Raw genomic sequence first — 22,420 nt, 5'->3', positions numbered from 1 at the left:
CGCCTCCTCGGCGGGGGGCAGCGGCTGCCTCACTCCTGGCCCCCGACCAGCTCGGCCCCGCGGGACGCGTCGGCGTTCTCCGCGTAGGAGCTCTCCACGATGCTCGCGAGCGCCTCGTCGATCTGCTCCTGGTCGGCGACGTCGTCGGACTCGACGAAGATCGGACCGACCTTCTCGAGGACCGTCAGCTGCTGGTCGCCGGGCACGTGGTTGATGTCCAGGTTGGTGCGCTCGAGCACCGCCTCGGCCACGGACAGCTCGATCCCGGCCGCCTCGGACAGCAGCTGCGCGGTCTCCGCGGTGTTCTCCTGCGCCCACTCCCGGGCATAGGCGTAGACGTCCACCACGGTCTGGGCGGCCTCGGGCCGCTCCTCGAGGAAGCTCTCGTGGGCGTTCAGGAAGCCGTAGGTGTTGAAGTCGACGTTGCGGTAGAACAGCTCCGCGCCGTTCTCCTCCGCGGCGGCCATGATCGGGTCGAGCCCGGCCCAGGCGTCCACCTGGCCGTTCTCCAGGGCGGCGCGGCCGTCGGCGTGCTGCAGGTTCTGGATCGTGACGTCCTCGGCGGGCACCCCGGCCTCGTCGAGGGCCTGGAGCAGGAAGAAGTACGGGTCGGTGCCCTTGGTCGCGGCCACGGTGCGGCCCTCGAGGTCCGTGACCTCCTGCACCCCGGTGCCGGGGGTGGTGACCAGGGCGGACCACTCCGGCTGCGAGTAGAGGTCGATCACCTGGATCGGGGTGCCGTTGCTGCGGGTCAGCAGCGCCGCGGAGCCCGCGGTGGAGCCGATGTCGACCGCCTCCGCGCGCAGCGCCTCGTTGGCCTTGTTCGACCCGGCGGACTGCACCCACTCCACCTCGGTGCCCTCCTCGGCGAACGCGGCCTCGAGCCAGCCCTTCTCCTTGATCACCACGGAGAGCGGGTTGTAGGTGGCCCAGTCCACGCGGACGGTGCCGCCACCGGCGGCCTCGGCGGGGGCCTCGCCGGAGCCCTCACCGGCCATGCACCCGGTCAGGCCGAGGGCCAGGACGGCGGCGAGCGCGGGGATCGTGCGGACGGAACGGTGGGACAGGGGCATGGAGGAGCCTTTCGTGGTGAGCGGACGGGGCCGGGCGGCGCGGGCGGGTGCCGCCACCGCTCCGGTGGTCGGAGCGGGAGGAGGACGGTTGCGGGCCGCGTCAGCGGGTCGCGGGGTGGTGGGCGTCGACGCCCAGGTGGCCGAGGAGCTGCACGCGCAGCTCGGCGAGGACCTCGGAGGCCCGGTCCCGGGGGCGTTCGCCGGGGACGGCGAGGACCGTGCTGATCGAGGCGGGAGCGGTGGGCCCGGTCCGGCCCAGGACCACGATCCGGTCCGCGAGCTGCAGCGCCTCGTCGACGTCGTGGGTGACGAGCAGGACGGTGGTGGGCTGGGCCGCGTGGATCGTGAGCAGGAGGTCCTGCATCTGCAGGCGGGTCAGGGCGTCGAGCGCGCCGAAGGGCTCGTCGAGCAGCAGGACCCCGGGGTTGCGGGCCAGCGCCCGGGCCAGGGACGCGCGCTGGGCCATGCCGCCGGAGATCGCGCGCGGACGGTGGTCCGCGTGCGCGGTGAGCCCGACCAGGCGCAGCAGGTCGTCGATCGCGGCGTCCCCCTCGGGCCGGGGGAGTCCGCGGGGCAGGCCCAGCCGGACGTTCTCGCGCACGGAGCGCCACGGCAGCAGGCGGGGCTCCTGGAACGCGACCGCGCAGCGCGGGTCGATCCCGGCCACGGGGGTGCCGTCGATGAGCACCCGGCCCGCCGAGGCGGTGTCGAGCCCCGCCGCGGCCCGCAGCAGGGTGGACTTGCCGCATCCCGAGGGCCCGAGGATCGCCAGGACCTCGCCGGGCCGGGCCGTGACGTCGACGTCCTGCAGGACGTGGTGCGTCTCGCGGCCGGCCGGGAAGGCCTTGCCGACGTGCTCGAAGGCCACGGCGAAGGCGCGCTTCGAGGTGTCCGGGGCGGTGGGCGGCGCAGGGCTCAGCTGAGAAGTGCTCATGATCAACTCCATCGGTCCTGGCATTAGCACCTCGCACGGAGGATCAGACGGATCCGTGCCGGTTGCTGCGACGTCGACGAGCCAGGTCTCTCAGCCGCTCCGGATGGTTACGCGCCCATTGAACGTCCTCGGCCTGTTCCCTGGCAAATCCGTCGCATCCGCGGTCGTGGCGACACATCGGTGGCACGGGAGCCCTTCGTGCCTCACCATGGACCCATGACGAGCCGCAGACCCCCGGCCCGGGCGGACCTGGTGCGCGACGCCTGCGCGGCGTTCGGCGCGGTCCTCGACGGGCTCGGCGACGACGACTCCTGGGCCGCCACGGGGTGCACGGGGTGGTCGGTCCGGGACCTCACCCATCACTGCACGACGGACGCGCTGCGGGGGCTGGTCGCCCTGCACACGCCCACGACCGCCCGCCCCGACCGGGACGCCGCGACCTACTGGACGGACTGGGGCGGCGACCCCGTGGAGGCGGCCGAGGAGCGGCGCCGCGCCCGCGTGGCCGCGTCCATGGTCCTGGACTGGGAGCCGGTGCGCGAGCTCTACCGTGAGACCTCCCGGGCCCTCGTGCACGCGGCGCAGCACTGCGGCGGCGGCGGTGCGGTCCGCACCGAGGGGCACGTGCTGCGCGTCGAGGACCTGCTGAGCACCCTCACGGTGGAGGCCACGGTGCACCACCTGGACCTGATCCAGCACCTGGACGGCTCCCCGGGCCCCGCCGTGGACGGGCTCGCCGAGGTCCGCCGGGTCCTCACCGACCTGTGGGAGCGGGAACCGCTCGAGCACTGGAGCGACGAGCACTTCGCGCGCGTGGGCACCGGCCGGGCGGAGCTGACCGCCCAGGAGCGCGCGGAGCTGGGTGCGCACGCGGACCTCCTGCCCCTCTTCTCCTGACCCTCTGCTCTCTCTCCGCTGTTTCTTCCCGTGACGCTTTCTTCCCGCGACGTTGCACGTGTCGGCGACCTCGCCCGAGGTCGCCGACACGTGCGACTTCGGGGCGGAAGGGGGGAGGGGCCGTGCGGAGGAACGGGGTCCGTGCCAGGCTGGTGCCATGACCCGCAACGACCCCGCCGTCATCGAGCGCCTCATGACCCGGCCCGGCCGGTGGGCCGTGGTGGGACTGACCGGCACCACGACCCGTCCGGCGCACTCGGTCGCGAAGCAGATCCGGGACGACCTCGGCATGACGATCGTCCCGGTGAACCCGAAGGGCGAGCCGGTGCACGGTGAGCCCGGCTTCCGCACGCTCGCCGAGGTCCCGGGACCGATCGACGTGGTGGACTGCTTCGTCAACTCCCGCCGCGTGGGTGCGGTCGTGGACCAGGCCATCGCCGCGGGCGCCGCGGCGGTGTGGCTGCAGCTGGGCGTCGTCGACGAGGACGCGGCCGCCCGGGCGGAGCGGGCCGGCCTCGACGTGGTCATGGACACCTGCCCCCTGATCGAGCTCCGCGCCCTGCTCCGGAGGGGCTGGACCCTGGACCCGAGCCGCACCCCGCCGCTCGCCCCGCCCGCCTGAGCCGCCCGCCCGGGCCGGCACCGGCCTGGGCGGACAGGCTTGCGCCGGGTCCGGGGCGACCCGCTAAGCTGTTCCCCGACGACGATGACGAGTCCCGACGCGAAGCTCTGGCTGGTCGGGCGGCAACCCTCTCCCGTAGCGGGGTGCCCCAGATGAACATCGGGCCGCGGGTGCACACGCTCCGCGGCAAGTACGGCGCCCAGCAGTGCGTCGGACCCGCGAGCAGGTCTCCACGACGCACGGGCGCGGGTCGGCATCGACCCGGGAGGAACACCCATGAGCAAGCGCATCGCCCTGAACGCCTTCGACATGACCTGCGTGGGCCACCAGGCCCCCGGCCTGTGGAAGCACCCCCGCTCCCGGGCGGACGAGTACAACACCCTCGAGTACTGGACGGACGTCGCCCAGGTCCTGGAGAAGGGGCTCTTCGACGCGCTGTTCCTCGCGGACGTCGTCGGCTACTACGACGTCTACCAGAACTCCGCGGCCCCGGTGATCCGGGACGCCACCCAGATCCCGGTCAACGACCCCTTCATGCAGATCTCCGCGATGGCGGCCGTGACGAAGCACCTCGGCTTCGGCGTGACCAGCGCGATCACCTACGAGCAGCCGTACCCGCTGGCCCGGAAGTTCGCGACCCTGGACCACCTGACGAAGGGCCGGATGGGCTTCAACGTGGTCACGTCCTACCTGAAGTCCGCGGCCGAGAACCACGGGCTGACGGAGCAGATCTCCCACGACGAGCGCTACGAGATCGCCGAGGAGTTCATGGAGGTCTGCTACAAGCTCTGGGAGGGCTCGTGGGAGGACGGCGCGGTCAAGCGCGACCGGGTCAACGGGGTCTTCGCCGACCCGGCACTCGTCCACCCCATCCAGCACCACGGCAAGTACTTCGACGTCCCGGGCATCGGGCTGACCGAGCCCTCCCCGCAGCGCACGCCGCTGATCTTCCAGGCCGGGGCCTCGTCCCGCGGGCGCGCGTTCGCCGGCCGCCACGCCGAGGCGGTGTTCGTGGGCGGCATCCGCCCGGACCTCACCCGCGTGGTCACCGACAAGCTGCGCGACGAGGCCGAGGCCCAGGGCCGGGGCCGGGACGACCTCAAGATCTTCGCCATGCTGCACGTGATCGTCGACGAGACCGACGCGAAGGCCGAGCAGAAGCGCCGCGACTACGAGCGGTACGCGGACACCGACGGCGCGCTGGGCCTCGTGGGCGGCTGGTCCGGGGTGGACCTGGGCCGCTACGACGAGAACGACGTGCTGGAGTACATCAAGACCGACTCGATCCAGTCCTTCCTCACCCCCTTCACCACGGCGGACCCGCACAAGAAGTGGACGGTCAAGGAGGTCGCCAAGCACATCTCGATGGGCGGCATGGGCGTGCCGATCGTCGGCTCCCCGCAGACCGTGGCCGACGAGCTCGAGCGGTGGATCGACGACGGCGGACTGGACGGCATCAACCTCGCCTACCACGTGTCCCCGGGCTCGTTCGAGGACTTCGTGGAGTGGGTCGTGCCGGAGCTGCAGAAGCGCGGCCGCTACCGGACCGGGTACGAGGGCACCACGCTGCGCGAGAACCTCTACGGCGCCGGGCAGACCAAGGTGCTCGGCACCCACCCGGCCGCCGCGTACCGCGGCGCCTACGCGGGCAAGCCCTCCGCCGCGGACACTCCGGCCCGCGAACTGATCTCCTGAGCCACGGCCCCTGTACCTGAACCGGGGGCCGTGACCCCGGAGCCCTGCCGGCGCCACGGTGCCCGCTCCGGGGCCGGGCACGGACGAGGGGCCCCCGCGCCGGCGGGGGCCCCTCGTCCGGTCCTGGTCAGGACGCCGGCGTGGCGCCCCAGCGCAGCAGGGCCGCCACGTCCGTGCCGTGGGGCAGCGCCCCCGGCGGCACGAAGACGGGGCGGGCGTCGGTCAGCACGGCGGCGCGCACCAGCGCGGCGTCGGCGGAGACCCGGCCGAGCACGCCGGCGCCCACGGCCTCCGACTCCTGCACGGCGATCCACGGCTCGGCGTCCAGGGCGATGAGCTCCTGCTCCGTGTCCAGGTGGGTGTCGTCGATGAGCAGCGTCTCCGCCTGCGCCTGCTGCAGGGCCGAGACGACGGGTCCCATCCCCGAGACGGCGGTGGGATCGGGCCGCCCCTGCTGCTCCGCGAGCCGCTCGAGCAGCTCCTGCTGGCGGTGGGCCACGACCTCCGCCACGCGGTCCTCGACCTGGTGGTCGAAGTCGGCGGACTGGCTGCCCTCTGCGCGGGTGTTCGCGTCGACGACGCTCAGCATCGCCCGGCTCGCCTTGGACAGCTGCTCCTCGACCAGACCCCGGGCCCGCATGTCCCCCGCCAGGACCACGAGCTGCGCCCCGCTCTCGGCGACGACTTTGTCGATCTGGTCGGCCACCTGCTCGGTGTTGCGCCGCCACACGTCCTCGGTGTGCCGCTGCCAGCGTCCCTGCGACCAGCCGCCGCCGGGGAACTTCTTCAGGTGCTCGGTCTCGCCCTCGATCTGCTGCTCGTCCGTGGCACGGACACGGCTGGCGTACTGCAGGCAGATCTCGCCGCCGTCCCGGCCCACCTCGGCGACCACGTAGGGGAAGTCGTCCGGGCGGTGGCGGAACAGGGGAGTGAGGTCGGGGACCTCCTCCACCTGGATGACACCGCGGCCGGCGCGGGGGCCGGGAAGGACCTCGTCGATCTCCACGGTGCCGCCCCGCACCAGCAGGTACCGGCACACCGGGTCCGGCACGCCCTCGGCCGGCCGCACGGCGGCCTCCACGGCGGTGAGGTCGGCCTTGCTCGCGCCCTGGCGCTCCAGCTCTCGGCAGATGTTCTCGGGAAGGACGTCGATGGCGTGCAACGAGTCGACGGTCCCCGTGCTGATGTCCGTGTAGACGGTGCACCAGGGGCCCTTGCTCTTGAACAGTTCGGCGTAGCGGTGGAATCGGCTCGTCATGGTGGACAACTCCTGCTGTTGAGCGGTGCTTCCTGTGGTACAGACCACGTTATCCGACCGTCAGGGGGCTGGGAACAGACGGCCGAACGAGTAGGGTCGGAGGCACACGACCGGTCGCGCGACCGGTGGTCCCGTTGGTCCCACGACGCAGGAGGCAGGCATGAGCGACGTCCCCGAGTACGACGAGGCCGACCGGCTCGAGCAGTCGATGGACGCCGAGCGGCCGGAGCTGGACGACCAGGACGACGAGGCTCCGGCGCACGAGCACGACCGCTCGGAGGCGTCCTCCCTCGAGGCGAATCCCGACGACCTCGTGGAGCAGGACCAGGAGGTCGTCCTCGACGAGCCGCAGGAGACGTCCACGCTCGAGGAGGAGTGAGCCGGGGCTCGCGCGAGGGCGCACGCCCTCGCGCGGGCGTCACACGGCGGACCAGCCCCCGTCCGAGGGCATGATCACGCCGTTGACATTGGAGGCGTCGTCGCTCGCGAGGAAGACGATCACGGCGGCCACCTGCTCCGCAGTGGCCGTGTAGGGGATGTTCTGCATGAACGCCGCCATCCGGCCCGGGAACAGGTCCGAGCCCATGGGCGCCTCGATCGCCGTGGCGGTCGCCCCCGGGGCCACCGCGTTGGTGCGGATGCCGTCCGCCGCGTGCATGAGGGCCGTGCTCTTCGTCAGCCCGGCCACCGCGTGCTTGGAGGCGGTGTAGGCCGCGCCCGCGGCGGAGCCGCGCAGCGACGCCTCGGACGCCACGTTGACGATCGCCCCTCTGCCGGAGACCCGCAGCAGCGGGATCGCCGCGCGGGTCAGCCGCATCACGGAGCCGACGTTGACGGCGAAGACCCGGTCCCACGTCGCGTCGTCGACCTCGGCGACGGACTCGAAGCGGTCCATGATCCCGGCGTTGTTGACCAGCACGTCGAGCCGCCCCTCGGCCGCGGCCAGCACGCGGCCCACCGCGTCCTCGTCCGTGAGGTCCGCGACCACGGGGAAGAGCGGCAGGCGGGGCTCCGCCGCCACCAGGGTCTCCAGCCGGCGCGCCGACAGGTCGACCACCACCACGGTGGCGCCCTCGGCGGCCAGCCGCAGCGCGGTGGCGCGCCCGATGCCCGACCCCGCCCCGGTCACGACGGCGGTCCGGCCGGTGAAGCGCTGGGTGTCCACGGTTCCTCCTGGAGATCCGACGGGGTGCTCCGGCGGGCCGCGCGAGCCGCGGCGCCGCCCTCTTCATTGTGGTGCGGAACGGGCCCGGAAGAACTTCCCGAAAAAAATGTGACCTGCTGCATCCACGGAGGGGTCCACGCCGGTAGTACGGGTGCAAGGTCGATTCCGCTTCCGCCAGGGAGCCCGTTCAAGGAGCAGTTACCATGCGCAAGACCCTTTCCGCCGCAGCAGTCCTCGGCCTCGGTGCCGGTGCCCTCAGCATGAGCCCGGCGTTCGCCGCCGAGCACGCCGAGCTGTCCGTGCTCCACGGCGTGCCCGACACCGTCGTGGACGTGTACGTCAACGGCGAGCTGACCCTCGACGACTTCGAGCCGGGCACCCTGGCCGGACCGCTGGAGCTGCCCGCCGGCAGCTACGACCTGGCCATCACGGCCCCCGACGCCGCCGACGCCTCGGAGCCGATCATCGGGCCCGTCACCGCGGACCTGCAGACCGGGATGAGCTACACGGCCGCGGCCCACCTGGACGCCGAGGGCAACCCCACCGCCGCCCTGTTCACCAACGACATGTCCGAGATCGAGGCCGGGAAGTCGCGCCTCACCGTGCGGCACGTGGCCGCGGCCCCGGCCGTGGACGTCCTCGCGGGCGGCCAGCCGGTCATCACCGGGCTCGAGAACCCGAACGAGGAGACCCTGCCGGTCGACGCGGGCACGGTCTCGGCGTCCGTGGCCGCCGCGGGCACCACCGAGCCGGTCATCGGCCCGGCCGACCTCGAGCTGGCCGAGGGCACCCACAACATCGTGTACGCGTGGGGCTCCCTCGAGGCCGGGAACCTGGCCCTCGCCGTCCAGACCCTGGAGGGCATGGAGCAGGCGCCCGAGGCCGTGCCGGGCGGCCAGTCCGGTCTCGCGGCCCAGGAGCAGCGCACGATGCTGACCGCCGGCCTCGCGGCCGCCGGTGCGCTCGGGCTGATCGGCGCGGCGTACGGCGCCCGCCGGGTGCTCGCGGGGAACCGCCGGTAGTGAGCCGTCCTGACAGGCCCGGTCCGGGTGCGCGGCGGGCTGCGGCCCACCGCGCACCCGGACCAACAGCTCCCGGCACCCGTCGTCGTCTGGCGGCGGTGGGTGCCGGGGCGGTCGCCTCGGTGTCCCTGCTCGCGGCAGCGGCCGTCACCGCTCTCCCGGAGAACGGGGGGTCGCCGACCGCGTACTCCCTGGCGGCAGGGCCCTACCCGGGCGAGGACGCGGTCCCGGCGCTCGCCGGCCCCGACCGTCCGGTCCCCGCGGGGGGCGCGGCGCAGTCCACCGCGGCCCCCGCGGAGATCCCGGTGGCTCCCGCCACCCAGGCGCCCGCCGAGAAGATCCCCGCACCGGTCCGGGTGGTCGTGGACGGATCGCCGATCGACATGCCGGTGGTCCCGGTGGGGGTCGAGGACAACGGCGCCATGACCATACCGGACAACCACGTGGAGCTGGGCTGGTACCGGTACGGTCCGTCCCCCGGGGCGGACGAGGGCGCCGCGGTCGTCGCAGGCCACGTCGACACCCTCACCGAGGTCACGCCGATGGCGCAGCTGAAGGACGTGCCGGTCGGGGCGGAGGTCCGGGTGGAGCGCGCGGACGGCAGCGTCCAGCGCTACCGCACCGAGTCCGTCCAGCACGTCCGCAAGAAGTCCCTCGCGGACGCGGACCTGTTCCGCCGGACCGGCGAGCCGGTGCTCCACCTCGTGACGTGCGGCGGGGAGTGGCTCGAGGAGATCGGGGACTACGAGGACAACGTGGTGCTGCGGGCGGTCCCGGTGCCCTGAGCGGCGGAGGGAGGCGAGAGGCGCATGACCGGATGGCCGGTGTCCACTAGGCTGGGCACGATGCGGACGCCCGCACCCCGCTCGACCGCCCGCCACCATGACCTCCGGCCCACGAGGAGCCCGCCCACGATGCCGACGCCGCCCCCGGACTGGGGACCCGAGCTCGACACCGCGTTCGCCGCGGGGGACGAGCAGGCCCTGAGTGCCGCGTACCGGCACTGCGCCGGGGTCATCCGGGGTCTCGCCGTCCGGGCCCTGCGCGACGACGCGGGCGCGGACGACGTGGTGCAGGAGGTCTTCATCCGGGCCTGGAAGTACCGCTCCGGCTACCGGCCCGAGCACTCCTCGGCCCCCGCCTGGCTCATCGGCATCGCGCGCAACTGCATCGCCGACGCCGCGCGGACCGCCGGCCGCGAGGCGGAGCGGCGCCAGGCGGACGCGGTGCGCACCGACCGGGAGCCGCGGCACGAGGAGTCGGACCTGCTGGTGGACCGGCTCGTGGTGCGGGCCGAGGTCGAGCGGCTCGGGCCCCCGAAGTCGACGATCATGGCGCTGGCCTTCTACGAGGAGCTCACGCACCAGCAGATCGCACAGCACCTGGACCTGCCCCTCGGCACGGTCAAGAGTCACCTGAGGCGCGGCCTCACGAACCTACGAACACGATTGGGAGACGGTCATGGCACACCTGAGTGAGGAGACGCTGACGCTCCTGGCTCTGGGTGACGCCGTCGACCCCCAGGACCAGCAGCATGTCGCCGCCTGCCCGGACTGCGCGGCCGAGCTCGCGTCCCTGGAGCGCGTCGTGCGCGCCGGCCGGGCCGAGCAGCCTGCCCTGACGGCCCCCGGCCCCGGGGTCTGGGCCGCGATCCACGCCGAGCTGGGCCTGTCCGCCGACGTCGCGGCGGACCCGCTCGCCGACTCCCGGGACTGCGCCCCCGAGGACGCCCCGGACGACACGGCGGAGGACACCTCGGACGACGCACCCGAGGACGCCACGGGGCACGGGACCGGCACGCCGGCCGGCGACGGCGCAGGGCGCGGCGGGGCGACCGTCGTCGACCTCGATGCCCGCCGGAACAGGCCCCGGCGCGGGGTGCCGTACCCGCTGGCCGCGGCCGCCGCCGCCGCGGCCCTGGTCCTGGGCGGCGTCTCGGTCTGGGGCGCGCAGCGGCTGGGCCTGGAGCCGGATCCCACGGTGCTGGCCACCGCCGAGCTGGAGCCCCTGGCCGGCTACACCGCCCGCGGCTCGGCCGAGGTGGACGAGCGGCCGGACGGGACGCGTCAGCTGGTGGTGCGGACCGACCCCGCCGACGTGGACGGGTTCAAGGAGGTCTGGCTGCTCGCCCCCGACGCGCAGCGGATGGTCAGCCTCGGGGTGATGGCCGGGGACGAGGCCGTGTTCGTGCTGCCCGAGAACCTGGACGTTGGGGAGTTCCCTGTCGTGGACGTCTCGAACGAGCCGATCGACGGCGACCCGACGCACTCGGGGGACTCGATCGTGCGCGGCGTCCTGGAGGCCTGAGCGCGGGCCGGTTCCCTCAGAGCAGGGCCGAGGTCAGCCGGGCCACGTTGTCGGCGTACTTGTGCCACAGCGGCCGCCGGTTCCACGCGTCGAAGTCCAGCAGGGTGCTGGCCTCGTGGAACTCGGCGACCACGGCGTCCATCCGCCGCCGGAAGTCCCGGTCCGCGATGTACACGGAGACCTCGAGGTCCAGGGCGAACGAGCGCTCGTCCATGTTGGACGAGCCGATCACGGAGACGTAGTCGTCCACGAGCACGAACTTGGCGTGCAGCACGGTGGGGGAGCGGTACCGGTAGATCTTCACGCCGGCCTCGACGAGCTCCTGGTAGTAGGAGTTCTGGGCGTGGTAGGCGAGGAAGTGGTCCGAGGTCTCGCCCACGAACAGCTGCACGTCCACCCCGGACTGGGCCTCGGTGGTCAGCGCGTGCATCAGCGACTCGTCCGGGACGAAGTACGGGCTGGCGATGATGATCTGCTCGTTGGCGTTGTAGATCAGGTGGTTGAACAGGCGCAGGTTGTTCTCCGTCTCGAACCCGGGGCCGGAGGGCACGACCTGGGCGAAGACCGGACCCTCGATGTCCGGGAGGTCGCGGGTGGCCTCGTCGAGCAGGAGGTCACCGGTCTCGGAGTACCAGTCGCTCGTGAAGAGGGCGTTGAGCTCGGCGACCACGGGACCGGTGCACTCGAGCATCAGGTCCTTCCACTCGAGGCCCTTCCGGCGGTTCCGGCGCTTGTTGTAGGAGCGGTGGATGATGTTCTGCGAGCCGGTCCAGGCGAGGGTGCCGTCGACCACGAGGATCTTGCGGTGGTTGCGCAGGTCGGGCCGCTGCCACTCGCCCTTCCACGGGCGCACGGGCAGCATGCGCTGCCACGGCAGCCCGGCCTCGTCGAAGCGCTTGATCATCTGCCGGTACCCCGGGTAGCCCACGGAGCCGAGGTGGTCGATGAGCACCCGCACCCGCACGCCCCGACGGTGGGCCCGCACGAGGGACTCCAGCAGGGGGCGTGAGGCGTCGTCGATGGCCACGATGTAGAACTCGAAGTGGACGTAGTCCTGGGACCGGTCCACCGCGTCCGCCATGATCCGCATCGCCTCGTGGTTGTCGGTGAGGATCTCGAAGGAGTTGCCGCCGACCATGGGCAGGGCGCCGAGCTTGTAGTTCAGGGCCGCGGTGGAGTCGACCCACTCGGGCAGCCGCTCGTCCGTGTTGCCCATGATGTGGGAGTCGGGGGTGTTCTCGCGGATGACGTCGTTCATCTTCGCCTGCATGGCCATCCGCTTCTTCGGCAGCTTCGCGGAGCCGATGGCGAGGAACAGCACGACCCCCACGTACGGCAGCAGGAAGATCGCGAGCAACCAGGCCAGGGCCACGGAGGGCCGCCGGTTGTGGGGGATCCAGCCCAGGGCCACCACGTTGATGAGCAGACCGAGCACCAGGACGATGAGCGTCGCGGGCTCCGGGAGGAGGTCCGCGACACTGCTGAGCGGGAACACGGCCGGGGTCACCTCGCCAGTCTAGATATCCGCCGCCGCGCGCAGGGGCGCGGCCTACGCGGGGCGCGGCCGGAAGTAGTCCGTCTCCGGGCCGGGGGTCTCCCGGCGGACGAAGCCCGCGGCGATGAGCACCTGCTCGGCCGGGGCGTTGTCCCCGGGCACGCTGGCGCGCACCGCCGTGACGGTGGGGTCCGTGAACGCGACCCCGAGCAGCGCGGTGATGCCCTCCTGGGCATAGCCACGGTTGCGGCGGTCCGCGGCGAGGGACCCCACGATCTCGAGCTCGGCGTCGATCGGGGGGCCCACGAATCCGGCCGTGCCGACGATCTCCCCGGTCGACTTCTCCACGACGGCCATCCGCGCGTACACGGACTCCGTGAAGAAGTAGCCCCCGGCCATGAGGGACTCGCGGGCGAAGTCCATGTCCTCGGCGGTCGGGAAGCCGTGGGCGAAGTGGGGCGTCTGCTCGCCGGCGGCCACGGCGTCGAGCTCCTCGGCGGTGAAGGGGCGGAGCACGAGTCGTTCCGTCTCCAGGACGGGTGCGGGGCGCAGGGCCTCGAGGTCCTCAGTCATGCTGGTGCTGCTTTCTGCGTGCGCGGGAGGCGCGGGTGCCGGCGATGGACGGATGGGATCCGGGCGGAACGGTGTGCCCGGGGGCGGCTCCCCGCCGCCCCCGGTGGATCAGCCGAAGTACTTCGGCAGCGTGCCCTGGTGCGCCGTGCGGAGCTCGTCCAGGCCGATGCCGAACTCGCTCTGCACGTCCAGCGCACGGTTCTCGGTGTCCACCACGCCGATCCGCGTGTGCGGATAGGCGCGCATGGTGCACATGTCCTTGAACCGTACTTCCTCGCTGCGCGGCACGGCCACCACGGCCCGTCCCTGGGTCTCGGAGAAGAGCATGGTGAACAGGTCCACGCCGTCCCGCTCGCAGACCTCGCCCAGTCCGATGCGCGCGCCGGTGTCGAAGCGCAGCGCCATCTCGGCGAGGGTCGCCGCGAGGCCGCCCTCGGCGACGTCGTGCGCGGCGTCGATCATGCCGTCGCGGGACATGTTGATCAGCAGGTCCCCGAGCAGCTTCTCCTGGGCGAGGTCCACGGCCGGGGGGAGCCCGCCGAGGTGCCCGCGCAGGTTCGCCCACTCGGAGCCGTCCAGCTCGTCCTGGGTGGTCCCGAGCAGGTAGATCGCCTGGCCGTCCTCGCGCCAGCCCGACGGCGTGCGCCGCCGGACGTCGTCGAGCACGCCCAGCATCGCCACCACGGGCGTCGGGTGGATGGCCACCCCGCCGGTCTGGTTGTAGAGGGACACGTTGCCGCCCGTCACGGGCACCCCCAGCTGCTGGCAGCCGTCGGCGAGCCCGCGCACGGCCTCGGCGAACTGCCACATGGTCTCCGGGTCCTCGGGGGAGCCGAAGTTCAGGCAGTCGGAGACGGCCGCGGGGCGGGCGCCGGAGGTCGCCACGTTGCGGTAGGCCTCGGCCAGGGCCAGCTGCGCGCCGGCGTACGGGTCGAGGTAGGCGTAGCGGCCGTTGCAGTCGGTGGACAGGGCCACGCCGAGGCCGGTCTCCTCGTCCACGCGGACCACCCCGGCGTCGTCGGGCATGGCCATCGCGGTGTTGCCCTGCACGTAGCGGTCGTACTGGTCGGTGACCCAGTCCTTGGCGCACAGGTTCGGGGAGGCCATGAGCTCGAGGACGGCGTTGCGCAGCTCCGCCCCCGAGGGGCGGGAGGCGTCGGCGGGCGAGCCGGTGAAGCGGTCCGACTGGAGCCGGTCCTGGTCCGCGGGGCGGTGATAGGGGCGGTCGTAGACGGGGCCCTCGTGGGCGACGGTGCGGGGGTCGACGTCGACGATGACCTCGTCGTCCCACTCGATCACGAGCCGGCCGGTGCCGGTGACCTCGCCGATCCAGGAGTGCTCGACGTCCCACTTGTCCATCACGGCCTCGAAGGCCTCGACCTTCTCGGGGGTCACGACCGCCATCATGCGCTCCTGGGACTCCGACATGAGGATCTCGCCCGGCGTCAGGGTCGGGTCCCGCAGGAGCACCTGGGTGAGGTCCACGTGCATGCCGCCCTCGCCGTTGGAGGCCAGCTCCGAGGTGGCGCACGAGATGCCCGCCGCCCCCAGGTCCTGGATGCCCTCCACGAGGGAGCCCTTGAACAGCTCGAGGCAGCACTCGATGAGCACCTTCTCCGCGAACGGGTCGCCCACCTGCACGGCCGGCCGCTTGGACGGCTTGGCGTCGTCGAAGGACTCCGAGGCGAGCACGGAGGCGCCGCCGATGCCGTCGCCGCCGGTGCGGGCGCCGAACAGCACCACCTTGTTGCCCACGCCGGAGGCGTTGGCGAGGCGGATGTCCTCGTGGCGCATCACGCCCACGGCGAGCGCGTTGACGAGCGGGTTGCCCTGGTAGCAGGAGTCGAAGACGACCTCCCCGCCCACGTTGGGCAGGCCCAGGGAGTTGCCGTAGCCGCCCACGCCCGCCACCACGCCGTGCACCACGCGCGCGGTGTCCGGGTGGTCGACCGCCCCGAAGCGCAGCGGGTCCATGACGGCCACGGGCCGGGCGCCCATCGAGATGATGTCGCGCACGATCCCGCCCACGCCCGTGGCGGCCCCCTGGTAGGGCTCCACGTAGGACGGGTGGTTGTGGGACTCGATCTTGAAGGTCACGGCCCAGCCGTCCCCGAGGTCGGTGACGCCGGCGTTCTCGCCGATGCCGACCAGCAGGTCCTTCTTCATCTCCTCGGTGACCTTCTCGCCGAACTGGCGCAGGTGGACCTTGGAGGACTTGTAGGAGCAGTGCTCGGACCACATGACCGAGTACATCGCCAGCTCCGCGGCCGTGGGCCGGCGGCCGAGGATCTTCTTGATCTCCTCGAACTCGTTGTCCTTGAGGCCCAGCTCGGCCCAGGGCAGCTCGGTGTCGGGGGTGGCCGTCGCGTGCTCGACGGTGTCCAGGTTGAAGTGCTTCTCGCTCATGGAGTGTTCTGTGTCCCTTACTTGACCAGTGCCTTGAGGGCGGAGACGAACAGGCCCAGCCCGTCCGTGCCGTCGCGCATGCCGACCTCGCCGAAGGCGGAGGAGTCCGCGCCGAAGCCCGGCTCGACCGCGTGCTCCGGGTGCGGCATGAGGCCCACCACGTTGCCGCGTCCGTTGCAGATCCCGGCGATGTCCCGGCGGGAGCCGTTGGGGTTGCCCCCGACGTAGCGGAACACCACGCGGCCCTCGGCCTCGAGGGCGTCGAGGGTCCGCTCGTCCGCCACGTACTGGCCGTCCTGGTTCTTGAGCGGGACCACGATCTCCTGACCCTGCTCGAACTCCGTGGTCCACACGGTCGCGTTGTTCTCCACGCGCAGGCGCTGGTCCCGGCAGAGGAACTTCAGGCGCTCGTTCTTGATCATCGAGCCCGGCAGCAGGTGCGACTCGGTGAGCATCTGGAAGCCGTTGCAGATCCCCAGGACCGGCAGCGGAGCGGACCCGGAGGTGCCCGCGGCGTTCGCGCCCGCGATGATCCGGTCCATGATCGGGGCGAACCGGGCGATGGCCCCGGCGCGCAGGTAGTCGCCGTAGGAGAAGCCGCCGGGCAGGATCACGGCGTCGACGTCCTGCAGGTCCTCGTCGGCGTACCAGAGGGACACCGGGGTGCCGCCGGCCAGCGTCACGGCCCGTGCGGCGTCGCGGTCGTCGAGGGTGCCGGGGAAGGTCACGACGCCGACGCGGGCGCCGGCGAGCGCGGCGTCCGGCGCGGGGCCGGAGAGGTCCGCGATCAGAGGGGTCTCGAGGCCGGGCATGCTCAGTTCTCCTCGGTCTCGTCGAGGACGGCCACGCGCACGACGTCCTCGATGACGGGGTTGGAGAGCAGCTTCTCGGCGGCCTCACGGGCCTGTGCCAGCGCGTCCTCGGTGGCCTCGCCGTCGACGGTCAGCTCGAAGCGCTTGCCCTGCCGGACACCGGCGAAGCCGTCCAGGCCGATGCGGGGCAGTTCGTTGGCGATCGCCTTGCCCTGCGGGTCAAGGATCTCGGGCTTGGGCATGACGTCGACAACAATGCGGGCCATCGGGGAACTCCTGAGGGTCGAGCAGCGGGCCGGGATCCGGCGAACGTCAGCCATTCTATCGGTTCGGGCACACCGGTCGCGCCGGGCCCGGACCGCCCGCCGGGTGTGGTAGGAGTCACCGCCGCGGAAGGATCCCGCCCCCGCACGACGCCGAACTCACCGCGTCGACCCGAGACCGGGGCATGGACCTCCGGCTCTCGGGCCGACGCGGTGAGTTCGGCCGGTCGGGGACGTCCCAGGCCGAATGCAGGCACGTCCCGGGCGGTCGTGGTCCCATGAGGAGCATGAGCAGCGTGTCCCACACCTCCAACGCCCCCTCCGACGACGCGCGGCTGGTGTCGGTCTACCGCCGGGTCCTGACGCTGGTGGGGATCGGCACCGTCCTCGGTGCGCTGACCGAGCTGGCGATGCTGCGGCACTGGCAGGGACCCGCCCAGCTGGTCCCGTGGGCGGTGCTGGCCGTGCTCCTGGTCGGCGCCGTGGCCTGGCTGGTGCGGCGCACCGCCGGGACGGCCCGCACCGTGCGGGTCGCCGCGGTCGTCTCCGTGCTCGGCAGCGCCTACGGCGTCTACGAGCACGTCCTGGCGAACCTGCGGGCCGGTCCGGTGGACCCGCGGTACGACGGGGTCTGGGACTCGATGCCGGGCGCGGCCCAGCTGTGGGCGGCGACCACCGGAGCCGTCGGACCGTCTCCCGTGCTCGTGCCCGCGACGATGGGCCTGGCCGGGGTGCTGCTCTGGCTCGCCGTCCTGCGCTGGCGGCACGGAGCGGCCTGAGCGGTCCACCGTCCGCGGCCTCCCCGAGCGCGCCGCCCCTCCCTGAGCGCACCGCTCCTCCCCGAGCGCACCGCTCCACGCCGAACCCACCGGGCCTGCCCGAGGGAGGCGCCTTCACGCCGCCGGGTCGGGGCGTCGCGGTGAGTTCGGCGGAGGGGCGGGAGGACCTCGGGCGGTGCTGGAACAATGGGCCCATGAACCAGCACCCTCCGACGACCACCCCCGGACTCAGCGGCCGGGAGGCCGAGCGACTGGCGGACGCCCTCGCGTCCTGGGACGTGACGATCTTCGTGGACGGCACCTCCCTGCGCCTGCCGGAGGGGGCGCGCGACGCCGTCGTGGACCTCCTGTCCCGGCTGACCCGCGGGGAGGCCGTCACGGTGACGTCCGCCGTCGTGCCGCCGACCGGCTCCGAGGAGCTGCTGACCACCTCCCAGGCGGCCGCGCTCGCCGGGATCTCCCACACCTATCTGCGCAACCTCACCTCCGAGGGCGTCCTGCCCGTGCAGTACCGGGGCAGCCACCGCCGGATCCGGCGCTCGGACGTCCAGGCCTGGCTCGCGCGCCAGGGCGAGGACGGGTCTGCCGCCACCTCCCCGGCGGACCTGCTGACCACCTCGCAGGCGGCGGCGCTCGCCGGGATCTCGGCCACCTATCTGCGCAACCTCACCACGGAGGGCGTCCTGCCCGTGCAGTACCGGGGCAGCCACCGCCGGGTCCGGCGCTCGGACGTCGAGGCCTGGCTCGCGGGGCGGCAGCGGCGCGACGACGACGGCGCGCCCGCGCCGGAGCAGCCGTGAGCGGCCACGACCGGGCCGGCGGCGCGCGCGTCGACGTGCTGACCGAGGTCGTCATCGCCCGGCCCGTCGACGTCGTGTCCGCCTACGCCGCGGACCCGGCCCACGCCCCGGACTGGTACCGGAACATCGACTCCGTGGAGCTGAGGACCGGACCCGGGCTCCGGCCGGGGGCGAGGGCGGGCTTCGTGGCCCACTTCCTCGGCCGGCGGCTCGAGTACGAGTACGAGGTCGTCGAACTGGTCCCGGGGGAGCGGCTGGTCATGCGGACGGCGCAGGGACCGTTCCCCATGGAGACCACGTACACGTGGGAGCCCGTCCCGGGCGGCACCAGGATGACCCTGCGCAACAGCGGCGAGCCGGCCGGGTTCGCGCGGCTGGGCGCGCGCGTGCTCGCGGCGCAGATCCGCCGCGCCAACCGCCAGGACCTGGAGGCGCTGCGGCGGGTGCTGGAGGACGGATTGCACCGCGGCTCCTGAGCGGGTGCACCCCGCGGCGGGCGCGGGTCGGGCCCGGCTCAGCGGAAGCGGGCCACGACCCAGCCGTCGACCACGTCGACCGACGCCGCGGGGAGGTCCTTGGCGGGATCCGGCGGGGCCTCCCGGCCGGCGGCGAGGGCCAGCCGGGACCCCACGAACCGCCCGTCCGGAGCGAAGACCCAGAAGTGGTTGGGGCACTCGAACGTCTCGGCGCGCCCGGCCGCCTCCCGGCACACGGTGGCCTGCTGGTGGGTGCAGGTGTTGCGCAGCACGTGCAGGGCGCCCTCGGCGTCACGGGTGACGAGCACCTGCCCCGTGCTGGAGGGGGCCGTCACGAAGTCGTGCGGTGCCGGCACGGCGGAGGCCGCCACGATCCGCTCCCAGCCGCCCGTGGGCTCCCCGGGGCCGCTCACGCCGCGGCGCCGTCGGTGGTGCGGGCAGGGTCCAGGCGCTCGAGCGCCGCGCCGAGCCGCCGGCGCAGCGGCTCCGCGCGGCGGGCGAACTCCCGCTGCCGGCGCACGTACTCGGCCTTGCCCTCCGGGGTCTCGATCCGCACGGGCTCGTAGCCCCACCCGGCGAGGTCGTAGGGTGCGGCCTGCATGTCCGTCGCCCGCACGTCCCACGCCAGCTCGAAGCAGTCCAGCAGCAGCTCGGACGGGATCGCCGGGACCAGCTTGTACGCCCACTTGTAGAGGTCCATGGTGGCGTGCAGGCAGCCCGGCTGCTCCATCCGGCGCTGGGACTCCCGGGTGGGCCGCAGCTCGTTGAGCGGCACGGCCTGCGGCTGGAAGAACCGGAACGCGTCGAAGTGGGTGCACCGGATCCTGGCCGACTCCACCACGGCGTCCGTGCCCGCCGCCCCGAGCCGCAGCTCCAGCTGCTCGTGGCGGATGTCGTTGTCCTCCGAGCGGTAGGCCATCGCCCACTCGTGGAGGCCGAAGCAGCCGAAGAAGCCCGGGTTGGTCGCGTGCGCGCCCAGCACCGCCCGGGCGAAGTCGATCGCGGGGGCCCGCCGGTCCCGGACGGCGTCGTCGTCGACGGCCACGGCCCCGTCCCGGGCGGAGAGGCCGAGGTCCTCGAGCTCGGGGCCGGTGAGCGGCCGGTAGAACTTGTCCCCGGCCCTCTCGGCGGCCTCCAGCAGCACGCTGCCGGCCCCGGGGTGCCAGCGCTTCAGCTGGGCGGGCTTGAGCGTGTAGTAGGTGAACAGGAAGTCCTCCACCGGGTGCTTCTGCCCGCGGTGGCGACGGGCCACGAAGGGGTCGGCGTAGCGCGCCGCGCGCCGCTCGTGGGCGTCCGCCCGCGCTGCCCACTCCTCGCGGGGCAGGACGACGACGGGGCGGGTCACGGGACCCGCCCCGTCGTCGACAGGCCGGTGGAGCGGGGCACGGGGATCAGCGGCCGGTTCCCGCGTAGACCGTGGCCTCCTCCTCGGAGTCCAGGCCGAACGCGCTGTGCACCACGCGCACGGCCTCGTCGAGCCGGTCGGCGGCCGTGACCACCGAGATCCGCACCTCGGAGGTGGAGATCATGTCGATGTTGATGTCCGCGTTCGCGAGCGCCTCGAAGAACGTGAACGTCACGCCGGGGTTCGACTTCATGCCGGCGCCCACCAGGGAGAGCTTGCCGACCTGGTCGTCGTACTCGAGGTCCGCGTAGCCGATCTTCTCCTCGGCGGCGCGCAGCAGGCTCATGGCCAGGTCGCCCTGGCTCTCGTCCAGGGTGAACGAGAGGTCCGTCCGGGGGTCGTCCCCGGTGGAGATGTTCTGCACGATCATGTCCACGTTGACCTTCGCCTCGGCGAGCAGCCGGAAGATCCGGGCGGCGATGCCGGGCCGGTCGGGGACCCCGACGACGGTGACCTTCGCCTGGCTGCGGTCGTGGGCGATGCCGGCGATGAGCGGCTGTTCCAACGGGATCTCCTTCTTGGGATGGGAAGCGTCCTCGGGGCCCGGGATGACCCAGGTGCCCTCGTTCTGGGTGAAGGACGAGCGGACGTGCAGCTTCACGCCGAAGCGGCGGGCGTACTCGACGCAGCGCAGGTGCAGGATCTTCGCGCCGTTGGCGGCGAGCTCGAGCATCTCCTCGCTGCTGACCACGTCCAGCTTGCGCGCCTTGGGCGCGATGCGGGGGTCGGCGGTGAACACGCCGTCCACGTCGGAGTAGATCTCGCACACGTCGGCGTCCAGCGCGGCGGCCAGCGCCACGGCGGTGGTGTCCGAGCCGCCGCGGCCCAGGGTGGTGATGTCCTTGGTCGAGCGGTGCACGCCCTGGAACCCGGCGATGATCGCGATGTTGCCCTGGTCGAGGGACTCGCGCACGCGCTGCGGGTTCACCTCCACGAGCAGGGCCGCGCCGTGGGCGCCGTCCGTGACCATCCCCGCCTGCGAGCCGGTGAAGGACTGGGCGGGAGCGCCCATCCCGGACACCGCCATCGCCAGCAGCGCCATCGAGATGCGCTCGCCGGCGGTGAGCAGCATGTCGAGCTCACGAGCCGGGGGCTTGCGGGTGACCTCGTGGGCGAGGTCGAGGAGCTCGTCCGTGGTGTCGCCCATCGCGGAGACGACGACGACGACGTCGTGGCCCCGGTTGCGCGTCTCGACGATCCGCCGTGCAACGCGGCGGATGCCGTCGGCGTCCGCGACGGAGGATCCACCGAACTTCTGCACGATCAGGCTCATGGGTTCAACTCCTGTGGTCGAGGGTGGCCGGGCTCCGACGGTCGGCCCGGTCCGTGCGCCCGCTCCCCGCGGCAGGGCACCAGGACATGGTAGCGCGACCCGCTCAGGCGACGACCGTCCGGCCCTCGAAGGCCCGGCCGAGGGTCACCTCGTCGGCGTACTCGAGATCGCCGCCCACGGGCAGCCCGGAGGCCAGGCGGGTCACGCGGATCCCGAGCGTCTTGAGCATGCGGGAGAGGTAGGTGGCGGTGGCCTCGCCCTCCAGGTTCGGGTCGGTCGCGAGCACCACCTCCTGCACGGTGTCGCCCGAGAGCCGGGTCATGAGCTCCCGGATGCGCAGCTGGTCGGGACCGATGCCCTGGATGGGGCTGATGGCCCCGCCGAGGACGTGGTACCGGCCGCGGAAGCTGCGGGTGCGCTCGATGGCCATGACGTCCTTCGACTCCTCGACCACGCAGATGACGCTGTCGTCGCGGCGGGCGTCGCGGCAGATGGCGCACTCGTCGAGCTCGGACACGTTGCCGCAGATCCGGCAGAACTTCACCTTGTCCTTGACGGCCGTCATGGCGTCGGCCAGGCGCCGGACCTCCTCCTTGTCGGCGTCGAGGAGGTGGAACGCGATCCGCTGCGCGGACTTCGGTCCCACGCCGGGCAGCCGGCCCAGCTCGTCGATCAGATCCTGAACGGCGCCTTCGTACACGTTTCCCTCGATTTCCGGGCCGGTGCGCGGCCCTCCTGCTCGTCCTCGGCCACGGCGTCACCGGGGTGCCGGTGCGTGGGGCGTCCCGGCTCACTCCCCGGTGTGGAGATCGCGCTCCTCGATCAGCATGCCGCCGAGGATCCGCTCGATCGCGGCGCGGCCGTAGAGGGTGGAGTCCTCGAGCGCCTCGTCGTCCGAGCTGGGCACGAAGGAGTCGTCCCATTCTACGCCGCCGTCCTGCGGTGCCGCGGCGGATTCGGGTGCCTTCCGTCCCGCGGCGATGGCGGCGGCGTGGCGCTCCCGGAAGCTCAGCCGCGCGTTCCGGTCGGCGGCCGCCGGGGGGATCTGCTGCGGGGCGGCGGGGGCCGCCCTCGGGGCGGCCGTGCCGACCGGCACGGCCCGGGGCTCGCCCTGGCGTGCGCCGGGCCGTGCCTCCGGGTGCGCCTCCGGTCGTGCACCCGGGCC

Annotated in this window: 24 protein-coding genes, 1 pseudogene and 2 riboswitches; of the genes and pseudogenes, 11 read left to right on the top strand and 14 right to left on the bottom strand. The window is 73.0% G+C overall.

Going from position 1 to position 22,420, the window contains the following annotated elements; all coding sequences use genetic code 11:
• Positions 1-29 precede the first annotated feature (29 nt).
• Both Q0817_RS14735 and Q0817_RS14730 read right to left on the bottom strand, forming a co-directional pair.
• The gene (locus tag Q0817_RS14735) at positions 30-1,073 is read right to left on the bottom strand and encodes an aliphatic sulfonate ABC transporter substrate-binding protein (RefSeq protein WP_298589761.1); all 1,044 of its coding nucleotides are present in this window, start codon (positions 1,071-1,073) and stop codon (positions 30-32) included.
• Positions 1,074-1,173: 100 nt separating this feature from the next.
• Positions 1,174-2,007 carry an ABC transporter ATP-binding protein gene (locus Q0817_RS14730; RefSeq protein WP_298589758.1) on the bottom strand — a complete coding sequence of 278 codons (834 nt, stop codon included), beginning with the start codon at positions 2,005-2,007 and terminating at the stop codon, positions 1,174-1,176.
• Positions 2,008-2,012: 5 nt separating this feature from the next.
• Positions 2,013-2,117, bottom strand: a riboswitch (SAM riboswitch).
• Between the two features lie 106 nt (positions 2,118-2,223).
• On the opposite strand from Q0817_RS14730, the gene Q0817_RS14725 reads away from it, so the two are divergent.
• The 3 genes from Q0817_RS14725 (at position 2,224) to Q0817_RS14715 (ending at position 5,221) form a co-directional block, all read left to right on the top strand.
• The gene (locus Q0817_RS14725) at positions 2,224-2,904 is read left to right on the top strand and encodes a maleylpyruvate isomerase N-terminal domain-containing protein (protein ID WP_298589755.1); all 681 of its coding nucleotides are present in this window, start codon (positions 2,224-2,226) and stop codon (positions 2,902-2,904) included.
• A gap of 157 nt (positions 2,905-3,061) precedes the next feature.
• Positions 3,062-3,526, top strand: coding sequence for a CoA-binding protein (locus Q0817_RS14720; protein WP_298589752.1), 465 nt, complete (start codon positions 3,062-3,064; stop codon positions 3,524-3,526).
• An 83-nt stretch (positions 3,527-3,609) separates the two neighbouring features.
• A riboswitch (SAM riboswitch) is annotated at positions 3,610-3,725 on the top strand.
• A gap of 77 nt (positions 3,726-3,802) precedes the next feature.
• A complete protein-coding gene (locus Q0817_RS14715) occupies positions 3,803-5,221 on the top strand; it encodes an LLM class flavin-dependent oxidoreductase (protein WP_298589749.1) in 1,419 nt (472 codons plus the stop codon).
• Positions 5,222-5,348: 127 nt separating this feature from the next.
• Here Q0817_RS14715 and Q0817_RS14710 read toward each other — a convergent pair whose 3' ends face one another.
• The gene (locus tag Q0817_RS14710) at positions 5,349-6,479 is read right to left on the bottom strand and encodes a Vms1/Ankzf1 family peptidyl-tRNA hydrolase (protein WP_298589746.1); all 1,131 of its coding nucleotides are present in this window, start codon (positions 6,477-6,479) and stop codon (positions 5,349-5,351) included.
• Positions 6,480-6,639: 160 nt separating this feature from the next.
• Between Q0817_RS14710 and Q0817_RS14705 the strand changes: the two genes are divergently transcribed.
• Positions 6,640-6,858 carry a hypothetical protein gene (locus tag Q0817_RS14705; protein ID WP_298589743.1) on the top strand — a complete coding sequence of 73 codons (219 nt, stop codon included), beginning with the start codon at positions 6,640-6,642 and terminating at the stop codon, positions 6,856-6,858.
• A 39-nt stretch (positions 6,859-6,897) separates the two neighbouring features.
• Here the strand turns inward: Q0817_RS14705 and Q0817_RS14700 are convergent, their stop codons facing one another.
• Complete coding sequence (locus tag Q0817_RS14700) at positions 6,898-7,644, bottom strand: SDR family NAD(P)-dependent oxidoreductase (protein ID WP_298589740.1); 747 nt, start codon at positions 7,642-7,644, stop codon at positions 6,898-6,900.
• A gap of 203 nt (positions 7,645-7,847) precedes the next feature.
• Here Q0817_RS14700 and Q0817_RS14695 point away from each other — a divergent pair, with 203 nt between their 5' ends.
• From Q0817_RS14695 to Q0817_RS14680, 4 genes are all read left to right on the top strand, one after another.
• Entirely contained in the window at positions 7,848-8,666 is an 819-nt protein-coding gene (locus Q0817_RS14695) for a DUF4397 domain-containing protein (RefSeq protein WP_298589737.1), read from the top strand.
• A gap of 98 nt (positions 8,667-8,764) precedes the next feature.
• Positions 8,765-9,451 carry a class F sortase gene (locus Q0817_RS14690; protein ID WP_298589734.1) on the top strand — a complete coding sequence of 229 codons (687 nt, stop codon included), beginning with the start codon at positions 8,765-8,767 and terminating at the stop codon, positions 9,449-9,451.
• Positions 9,452-9,580: 129 nt separating this feature from the next.
• Positions 9,581-10,144, top strand: coding sequence for an RNA polymerase sigma factor (locus Q0817_RS14685; protein WP_298589731.1), 564 nt, complete (start codon positions 9,581-9,583; stop codon positions 10,142-10,144).
• Complete coding sequence (locus tag Q0817_RS14680) at positions 10,128-10,973, top strand: anti-sigma factor (RefSeq protein WP_298589728.1); 846 nt, start codon at positions 10,128-10,130, stop codon at positions 10,971-10,973. The genes Q0817_RS14685 and Q0817_RS14680 overlap by 17 nt, the downstream gene beginning before the upstream one ends.
• Positions 10,974-10,989: 16 nt before the next feature.
• Here Q0817_RS14680 and cls read toward each other — a convergent pair whose 3' ends face one another.
• The 5 genes from cls to purS form a co-directional block, all read right to left on the bottom strand.
• A complete protein-coding gene (cls, locus tag Q0817_RS14675) occupies positions 10,990-12,480 on the bottom strand; it encodes a cardiolipin synthase (protein ID WP_298589725.1) in 1,491 nt (496 codons plus the stop codon).
• Between the two features lie 42 nt (positions 12,481-12,522).
• Positions 12,523-13,041 (bottom strand): GNAT family N-acetyltransferase, encoded by a 519-nt coding sequence (locus Q0817_RS14670; RefSeq protein WP_298589721.1) that lies wholly within the window; start codon positions 13,039-13,041, stop codon positions 12,523-12,525.
• 108 nt (positions 13,042-13,149) lie between these two features.
• Entirely contained in the window at positions 13,150-15,447 is a 2,298-nt protein-coding gene (gene purL / locus Q0817_RS14665; RefSeq protein ID WP_298589718.1) for a phosphoribosylformylglycinamidine synthase subunit PurL, read from the bottom strand.
• Between the two features lie 17 nt (positions 15,448-15,464).
• A complete protein-coding gene (purQ, locus tag Q0817_RS14660) occupies positions 15,465-16,259 on the bottom strand; it encodes a phosphoribosylformylglycinamidine synthase subunit PurQ (RefSeq protein WP_298589716.1) in 795 nt (264 codons plus the stop codon).
• A 2-nt stretch (positions 16,260-16,261) separates the two neighbouring features.
• The gene (gene purS, locus Q0817_RS14655; protein WP_031283211.1) at positions 16,262-16,525 is read right to left on the bottom strand and encodes a phosphoribosylformylglycinamidine synthase subunit PurS; all 264 of its coding nucleotides are present in this window, start codon (positions 16,523-16,525) and stop codon (positions 16,262-16,264) included.
• A gap of 284 nt (positions 16,526-16,809) precedes the next feature.
• On the opposite strand from purS, the gene Q0817_RS14650 reads away from it, so the two are divergent.
• The 3 genes from Q0817_RS14650 (at position 16,810) to Q0817_RS14640 (ending at position 18,577) form a co-directional block, all read left to right on the top strand.
• Complete coding sequence (locus Q0817_RS14650) at positions 16,810-17,301, top strand: hypothetical protein (RefSeq protein ID WP_298589710.1); 492 nt, start codon at positions 16,810-16,812, stop codon at positions 17,299-17,301.
• 194 nt (positions 17,302-17,495) lie between these two features.
• Positions 17,496-18,101 (top strand): helix-turn-helix domain-containing protein, encoded by a 606-nt coding sequence (locus Q0817_RS14645; RefSeq protein ID WP_298589707.1) that lies wholly within the window; start codon positions 17,496-17,498, stop codon positions 18,099-18,101.
• Positions 18,098-18,577 (top strand): SRPBCC family protein, encoded by a 480-nt coding sequence (locus Q0817_RS14640; RefSeq protein ID WP_298589704.1) that lies wholly within the window; start codon positions 18,098-18,100, stop codon positions 18,575-18,577. Before Q0817_RS14645 ends, Q0817_RS14640 begins: the two co-directional genes overlap by 4 nt.
• Positions 18,578-18,615: 38 nt before the next feature.
• Here the strand turns inward: Q0817_RS14640 and Q0817_RS14635 are convergent, their stop codons facing one another.
• From Q0817_RS14635 to Q0817_RS14615, 5 genes and pseudogenes are all read right to left on the bottom strand, one after another.
• Positions 18,616-18,990: a Rieske 2Fe-2S domain-containing protein gene (locus Q0817_RS14635; protein ID WP_298589701.1), complete on the bottom strand. Its 375-nt coding sequence runs from the start codon at positions 18,988-18,990 to the stop codon at positions 18,616-18,618.
• The gene (locus tag Q0817_RS14630; RefSeq protein WP_298589698.1) at positions 18,987-19,922 is read right to left on the bottom strand and encodes a 3-methyladenine DNA glycosylase; all 936 of its coding nucleotides are present in this window, start codon (positions 19,920-19,922) and stop codon (positions 18,987-18,989) included. The genes Q0817_RS14635 and Q0817_RS14630 overlap by 4 nt, the downstream gene beginning before the upstream one ends.
• A gap of 46 nt (positions 19,923-19,968) precedes the next feature.
• The gene (locus Q0817_RS14625) at positions 19,969-21,255 is read right to left on the bottom strand and encodes an aspartate kinase (RefSeq protein ID WP_298589695.1); all 1,287 of its coding nucleotides are present in this window, start codon (positions 21,253-21,255) and stop codon (positions 19,969-19,971) included.
• A gap of 103 nt (positions 21,256-21,358) precedes the next feature.
• Positions 21,359-21,955 carry a recombination mediator RecR gene (gene recR, locus Q0817_RS14620; protein ID WP_298589693.1) on the bottom strand — a complete coding sequence of 199 codons (597 nt, stop codon included), beginning with the start codon at positions 21,953-21,955 and terminating at the stop codon, positions 21,359-21,361.
• A gap of 90 nt (positions 21,956-22,045) precedes the next feature.
• Positions 22,046-22,420, bottom strand: a pseudogene (locus Q0817_RS14615) (DNA polymerase III subunit gamma and tau); the annotation flags it as partial.

It is taken from the genome of uncultured Kocuria sp. (genome assembly GCF_947500125.1).
Taxonomy (GTDB): Bacteria; Actinomycetota; Actinomycetes; order Actinomycetales; family Micrococcaceae; genus Kocuria.
Note: the sequence above shows the minus strand (reverse complement) of the source record. Positions and strands in the feature narration are given on the sequence as shown.

Bases quoted from the DNA above. Each gene is read 5' to 3' on its own strand.
- Q0817_RS14695 (WP_298589737.1), top strand. From the start codon at position 7,848: ATGCGCAAGACCCTTTCCGCCGCAGCAGTCCTCGGCCTCGGTGCCGGT.
- Q0817_RS14735 (WP_298589761.1), bottom strand. From the start codon at position 1,073: ATGCCCCTGTCCCACCGTTCCGTCCGCACGATCCCCGCGCTCGCCGCC.
- Q0817_RS14680 (WP_298589728.1), top strand. From the start codon at position 10,128: ATGGCACACCTGAGTGAGGAGACGCTGACGCTCCTGGCTCTGGGTGAC.
- purS (WP_031283211.1), bottom strand. From the start codon at position 16,525: ATGGCCCGCATTGTTGTCGACGTCATGCCCAAGCCCGAGATCCTTGAC.
- Q0817_RS14685 (WP_298589731.1), top strand. From the start codon at position 9,581: ATGCCGACGCCGCCCCCGGACTGGGGACCCGAGCTCGACACCGCGTTC.
- Q0817_RS14715 (WP_298589749.1), top strand. From the start codon at position 3,803: ATGAGCAAGCGCATCGCCCTGAACGCCTTCGACATGACCTGCGTGGGC.
- purQ (WP_298589716.1), bottom strand. From the start codon at position 16,259: ATGCCCGGCCTCGAGACCCCTCTGATCGCGGACCTCTCCGGCCCCGCG.
- Q0817_RS14645 (WP_298589707.1), top strand. From the start codon at position 17,496: ATGAACCAGCACCCTCCGACGACCACCCCCGGACTCAGCGGCCGGGAG.
- Q0817_RS14710 (WP_298589746.1), bottom strand. From the start codon at position 6,479: ATGACGAGCCGATTCCACCGCTACGCCGAACTGTTCAAGAGCAAGGGC.
- Q0817_RS14720 (WP_298589752.1), top strand. From the start codon at position 3,062: ATGACCCGCAACGACCCCGCCGTCATCGAGCGCCTCATGACCCGGCCC.
- Q0817_RS14670 (WP_298589721.1), bottom strand. From the start codon at position 13,041: ATGACTGAGGACCTCGAGGCCCTGCGCCCCGCACCCGTCCTGGAGACG.
- Q0817_RS14650 (WP_298589710.1), top strand. From the start codon at position 16,810: ATGAGCAGCGTGTCCCACACCTCCAACGCCCCCTCCGACGACGCGCGG.
- Q0817_RS14725 (WP_298589755.1), top strand. From the start codon at position 2,224: ATGACGAGCCGCAGACCCCCGGCCCGGGCGGACCTGGTGCGCGACGCC.
- Q0817_RS14625 (WP_298589695.1), bottom strand. From the start codon at position 21,255: ATGAGCCTGATCGTGCAGAAGTTCGGTGGATCCTCCGTCGCGGACGCC.
- Q0817_RS14730 (WP_298589758.1), bottom strand. From the start codon at position 2,007: ATGAGCACTTCTCAGCTGAGCCCTGCGCCGCCCACCGCCCCGGACACC.
- purL (WP_298589718.1), bottom strand. From the start codon at position 15,447: ATGAGCGAGAAGCACTTCAACCTGGACACCGTCGAGCACGCGACGGCC.
- Q0817_RS14705 (WP_298589743.1), top strand. From the start codon at position 6,640: ATGAGCGACGTCCCCGAGTACGACGAGGCCGACCGGCTCGAGCAGTCG.